6 protein-coding genes are annotated in these 5,596 nt (G+C 69.7%); 4 read left to right on the forward strand and 2 right to left on the reverse strand.

What is annotated here, in order from left to right:
* Positions 1-565: 565 nt before the first annotated feature.
* Positions 566-727: a hypothetical protein gene (locus tag AC08OO_RS22255; protein WP_476619025.1), complete on the reverse strand. Its 162-nt coding sequence runs from the start codon at positions 725-727 to the stop codon at positions 566-568.
* Positions 728-770: 43 nt separating this feature from the next.
* Here AC08OO_RS22255 and AC08OO_RS22260 point away from each other — a divergent pair, with 43 nt between their 5' ends.
* The 4 genes from AC08OO_RS22260 to AC08OO_RS22275 all read left to right on the forward strand — a co-directional run bounded on the left by AC08OO_RS22260 (position 771) and on the right by AC08OO_RS22275 (position 4,846).
* Entirely contained in the window at positions 771-1,550 is a 780-nt protein-coding gene (locus AC08OO_RS22260) for an SDR family oxidoreductase (protein ID WP_476611627.1), read from the forward strand.
* 226 nt (positions 1,551-1,776) lie between these two features.
* Positions 1,777-2,841 carry a CE1 family esterase gene (locus AC08OO_RS22265; protein WP_476611628.1) on the forward strand — a complete coding sequence of 355 codons (1,065 nt, stop codon included), beginning with the start codon at positions 1,777-1,779 and terminating at the stop codon, positions 2,839-2,841.
* On the forward strand, positions 2,838-3,551 hold the full coding sequence (locus tag AC08OO_RS22270; protein WP_011435685.1) for an MBL fold metallo-hydrolase: 714 nt from the start codon (positions 2,838-2,840) through the stop codon (positions 3,549-3,551). The genes AC08OO_RS22265 and AC08OO_RS22270 overlap by 4 nt, the downstream gene beginning before the upstream one ends.
* A gap of 80 nt (positions 3,552-3,631) precedes the next feature.
* A complete protein-coding gene (locus AC08OO_RS22275) occupies positions 3,632-4,846 on the forward strand; it encodes a nitrilase-related carbon-nitrogen hydrolase (RefSeq protein WP_476611629.1) in 1,215 nt (404 codons plus the stop codon).
* A 3-nt stretch (positions 4,847-4,849) separates the two neighbouring features.
* Here AC08OO_RS22275 and AC08OO_RS22280 read toward each other — a convergent pair.
* The coding region (locus tag AC08OO_RS22280; protein WP_476619026.1) for a TetR/AcrR family transcriptional regulator at positions 4,850-5,596 on the reverse strand (747 nt) is incomplete at its 5' end.

A 5,596-nucleotide genomic window follows, 5' to 3' on the forward strand; every position in this document is an offset into this window, starting at 1 on the left:
CCTAGACGCGCGCCCCGACCACCGCCCCGACCACCGCGGCGAGCTCGTCGGCGGTCTCCACCCCATCGGCGATCACCTGGCTGCCGACGCCGTCGGCGAAGCGGACGAGGGCGTCGGCTCGTTGGGCATGGTAACATCTCGGACCCGTATGTCCGTCTACAGAGAGTAGAAACAATATTTCTCGGAGTTGTCTGGGTGATGTCGATGGCCGGCTCCGCGGGCGGGTGCCGGGCCGCCGGGCTGATCCGGGTCGGCTGGAGCGTGTCCGGCCCGGATCAGCCCGGATGCGTGCCGACGGTGTCGCGGAGCTCGGCACCGAGGCGGCCGTCCGAAACCCGGGCACAGTGGGCGCAGCAGAAGAACCGCCCGGATACCTCGACGCCGTGCCCGATAATGCGGCAGTCACAATGTTCGCAGCGGGGGGCAAGTTTTGCCACAGCGCATTCAAAGCAGTCAAAGGTGTATTTCTCGCCACTTATAACCTGCACCTCGAACGACATCCAGTAGTCGTTGCCGCAGGTGTCGCACCTGGCCATTGTCCCGCCCCCTCTCGCCGGTCCCGACGTTAGACCGGGTGGATGCTGATCGCATCTTCCGCCATCGGTATGTTCATCATGTCGATCGATGGGAACGGCGGGCCGATCACCCGGTATCTGCCCAGGTCGTCAGGACCGGTGGCGCCCGTCGCGGATGGTCGGGCGGTCTGCATGCCGGCCGCGGCCGGCATGCCTCATCGAAAACTGCGACCGGAGCGGGGCGACAGGAGCGGGATGGATCTTCAGCTGGCGGGCAAGGTGGTGCTGGTGACCGGCGGCTCGAACGGGCTGGGAGCCGCCCTGGTGCGGACGCTGGCCGCCGAGGGGGCGCGGGTGGCCTTCTGTGGGCGCGACGAGACGCGGCTGCGGGAGGTCGCCGAGCAGGCGCAGGCCTGCGGTGGCGAGGTTCTCGCCGTACCCGCCGATGTGACCAGCATCACTGAACTCGAACGTTTCGTCGCCACCGCCGTCGACCGGTGGAACGCCGTCGACGCCTTGGTGAACAACGCCGGCGCCAGCGCGGGCGGTAGGTTCGAGAACCAGACCGACGAGGTCTGGAACGCCGATCTGGAGCTGAAGCTGCACGCGGCGATCCGGGCCTCCCGGCTGGTGTTGCCGTACCTGCGGCGCGCGGGCGGTGGCGGCATCGTGAACTCACTGTCCGTGGCGGCCAGAGCCCCCAGCGCCGGTTCCACCCCGACCTCCGTCACCCGGGCCGCAGGCCTCGCGCTCACCAAGGCCCTGTCCAAGGAGCTCGGCCCGGACCGGATCCGGGTCAACGCGGTGCTGATCGGCCTGGTGGAGAGCGGGCAGTGGGATCGGGCGGCGGCCCGGGAGAACATCACGGTCGACGAGCTGTACGAACGGATGGGGCGGACCTCCGGAATCCCGCTCGGTCGGGTGGGCCGGGCCCAGGAGTTCGCCGATCTGGTCGCGTTCCTGCTCTCCGCGCGGGCCGCCTACATCACGGGTGCGACGATCAACCTCGATGGCGGCCTCAGCCCGGTAGCCTGACGGCGGCCTCAGCCCGGTAGCCTGACGGCAGACGGCCGGCCGATCAACCGGCGCGGGGTTTCGACCGGGTCCGCCGCCGGTGTGGTTGCCGATGTGGTTGCCGTCCCGACATCGGGAATCGGCGGTGTCGCGCAGGCGTCGCGGCGATGTATTCCTTCGGCCTGGTCTGGTCCGTACCGTGGGTGCGGTGTCCCGGAAACCGCCGCCAGCACGTTGGCATCTCGCCGTGCCGGGTGCCGTCGCGCTGACACTGGTCATTGTCGTCCAGCTGGTGCACGGTTTCGCGGGCTCGTCCGGCGTCCCCGGCAGCGTCTCTGACAAGGCAGTGCCGCGACGTTTCGCTGCCGGCTCGGGAATATCGACCGCGGGCTCCTCCTGCGTCTCACCGCGGCCGGCGGTCCCGCTGCTCTCGGGGGCGCATTCCCTGGTCCTGGGTGGAGTCCGTCGCTACTACCGGTTGACACTGCCGGCGGGTCACGACGGGCGTCACGCCTATCCGTTGATAGGCGACTTCCACGGTTTCAAGGCCGATAAGGAGTTGGAAGAGCAGCGTTCCCGCATGGGCGCCCTGGGCGGCGACCGCGGTTTCATCGTGGTGACCCCGGACGCGTTGGGGACACCACGACGCTGGAACACCCTCGGGGAGCCGGGTAAGGCGGATGACTTTGGTTTCGTGAATGCTCTGCTGGATGATCTGGATGCGCGGTTCTGCCTGGACGACCGTGCTGTCTACGCCGCCGGGCATTCCAACGGTGCTGAGTTCGCCGCCGCGCTGGTGTGCAGATCCGGTCGATTCGCGGCCGTGGCGATGGTCTCCTCGACGTTCGAGGTCCGCTGCCCGCCCGGGCGCACCCCGGCGACCATGGCCGTGCACGGCACCGCCGATCCGTCCGTGCCCTATGCGGGTGGCGCGGTGGCGGGCGGACCCGCGCACATCTCGCCGGCTCCGGCGGTGATCCGCGCATACGCCGACCGTTACGGCTGCAATCCGACGCCGGTGCTGACCGAGCCCAGAGGCGAAGTGATCATCCTGCGGTACGTCGACTGCCTCGGGGGTGCCGAGGTTCGGCTCGACACGGTGACCGGGGGCACGCATCTGTGGCCGGCCAGCCCGGAGGCCCGCCGGGACCGGTCCGACTCGGCCGCCGGCCGGTCCTTCGACGCCACCGGCGCGATCCTGGACTTCTTCACCGTGCACCACATGGATCATTCACCCGTCATGCCGCCGCGGGTAGCCCTGGTGAGCAACTCGCCCCGCCGTGGGCCGGACCTTCGTAGGCTGGCGGGGTGACCGATCGCCTGTACTTCCGTCAACTGTTGTCCGGCCGCGACTTCGCCGTCGGCGATCCGGTCGGTACCCAGATGGTCAACTTCGTCTACCTCGTGGGTGACCGCGAGACCGGCGAGGCCTTGGTTGTCGATCCCGCCTACAAGGTCGACGACCTGCTCAACCTGCTGGCCGCCGACGGTATGCGGCTCACCGGCGCGCTCGTCACCCACTACCACGCCGATCACATCGGCGGAAACGCGTTCGGCCTGGAGATCGAGGGTGTCCGCCAGTTGCTCGGCCGGCAGAACGTCCCGATTCACGTGAACCGGGCCGAGGCGGAGTGGGTACGGCGGGCGACCGAGGTCTCCGCGGCCGATCTGGTCGAGCATGACGACGACGATGTGGTGACGGTCGGGGAGATCCCCGTGCGGCTGCTGCACACCCCCGGCCACACCCCCGGCAGCCAGTGTTTCCTCGTCGACGATCGGCTCGTTGCCGGAGACACCCTGTTCCTCGAGGGCTGCGGCCGGATGGACCTGCCCGGCGGCGACGCGGGACTGATGTACGACAGCCTGCGTCGGTTGGCCGCGTTGCCGGACACCACCACCGTCTTCCCCGGCCACCAGTACTCTCCGCAGGCGTCGGAGGACCTTGCGGTGGTCAAGCGGATGAACCACGTCTTCCGGCCGACGAGCGCCCAGCAGTGGAAGGCGATGCTGGGCCTGTCCTGAATCCCGCGGTCGACCGGGTTGCCGCCGGGAAGACCCTCGTGTTTGCGGAACCGCATGGTCGACAAGGCGAGGAGCCCCGTATGACAGCCCCGGTCCGTGCCGCCGTCCTGCAGCTCGGCTGTCCCGACGAGGAGAACGCGGCGGACCGGGTGCGCAGGGTGCTGGGGGAGATCCGGCGGACCCAGGCGGACCTGGTCGTCCTCCCCGAACTATGGGTCACCGGCTATTTTCACTTCGATCGGTACGAGGCGGAGGCGGAGGCGTTGACCGGGCCGACGGTCACCGCCCTGCGGGAGGCCGCCCGGGAACGCGGATGCCACCTGGTGGCCGGCAGCATCGTGGAACGGTCCGCCGACGGACGGCTTTTCAACACGACCGTGTTGATCGGTCCGGACGGGATGATCCGGCATGCGTACCGCAAGGTGCACCTGTTCGGCTACGGCTCCGCGGAGGCCCGGTTGCTGACGCCGGGTGCCACGGTCGGAACCGTCCCCACCGAACTCGGCATCGTCGGGCTGGCGACCTGTTACGACCTCCGGTTTCCCGAGCTGTTCCGGCTGTTGGCCGAGGGCGGTGCCGAGATCGTGGTGGTGGTATCGGCCTGGCCGTTGGCCAGGCTGGACCACTGGCGCGTGCTCACCCGGACCCGGGCCATCGAGAACCAGGTGTATCTCGTCGCCTGCAACGCCGCGGGCCGCCAGGCGGGCCGGGAGATGGCCGGGGCGAGCGTCGTCGTCGATCCGTGGGGAGAGGTGCTCGCCGAGGCCGGCCCGCGGCCCACCACGGTGCGCGCGGAGCTGGACCCGTCCCGACCGGCCGCCGTTCGTGCCGAGTTCCCGGTGCTCACGCATCGCCGGCTCGGGGTCGACCACCAGAACCGGCTCGACCCCGCGCATCTGCTCGACCTGGCCGGGCGTGGCAAGGCCTTTCTTGACTTCTGGCGAGAGCGGCACCTGTGCAGCCTGACCACCGTCCGGCCGGATGGCAGCCCGCACGTGGTCGCCGTCGGCGCGACACTTGATCCGGCGGCGGGCATCGCCCGGGTGATCACATCGGCCCGGTCCCGCAAGGCCCGCCTGATCGCGGCGGGACCGGCCCACGGCACCCCCGTCGGGCTCTGCCAGATCGACGGCCGACGCTGGTCGACGCTGGAGGGACTGGCCGTGCTCCGGGATGATCCGGCGAGTGTGGCCGACGCCGAGTTCCGCTATGCGCAGCGTTACCGCACGCCGCGGGCCAATCCCCGGCGTGTCGTCGTGGAGGTGCGGATCACCCGCGTGCTCGGCAGCGTCTGACCCTCAGGACTCGATCGCCGCGGTGATGCCGACCAGCAGCCATTCCAGCCCGTCGGCGAAGTCCTCCTGCGCGTCGTCACCCATGATCGTCGTATTGCCCGGACCCAACTGCGCGAGGAAGGGATAGTCGCCGGTGGCGATCAGGCTGCGGAGGTAGGTGGTCAGCTCGACCTTGTCGACGTCGGTCCGGGAGTGGAGGTCCCGCGCCCGCAGTTCGGCGAGAACGTGCCCGATCGTGTACGTGTCGACCGCGCGCAGAATCGCGATCTTCCGGCGAGGTGGCACGGGCAGCCTGGCGACCGCTGCGGCCGACTGCTCGGCGTGGCGCAGCGCGTTCGGTCCGTAGTGTGGCCGTCCGGCGAACGTGGTCAGCATCCAGGGATGGCGCAGGAAGCTGGCCCGGGTCTGATGGGAGATGGCACGCAGGGCGTCGCGCCAGTCGGCGGGCAGCGGGTCGGGGACGAGGATCTCGGCAGCGATCCGGTCGCTCATCAGATCGAGAAGATCGTCTTTGCGGGCGATGTGGGAGTACAGGCTCATCGGCCGGACGCCGAGAACTGCCGCGACCCGGCGGATAGAGACGGCGTCGAGTCCTTCCGTGTCGGCCAGGGTGATCGCCGCGTCGACGATGGCCTCCCGGCTCAGCCGGGGCTTCTGGCGCGCTACGGGCCGGGTCCACAACAGGCCCTTCATCGGGTTGTCGCATTCCTCGACGTGCGGCGGCGCCGTCGGGGGAGCGGTCGGTAGCGC

It is taken from the genome of Frankia sp. CeCAU1 (genome assembly GCF_977971845.1).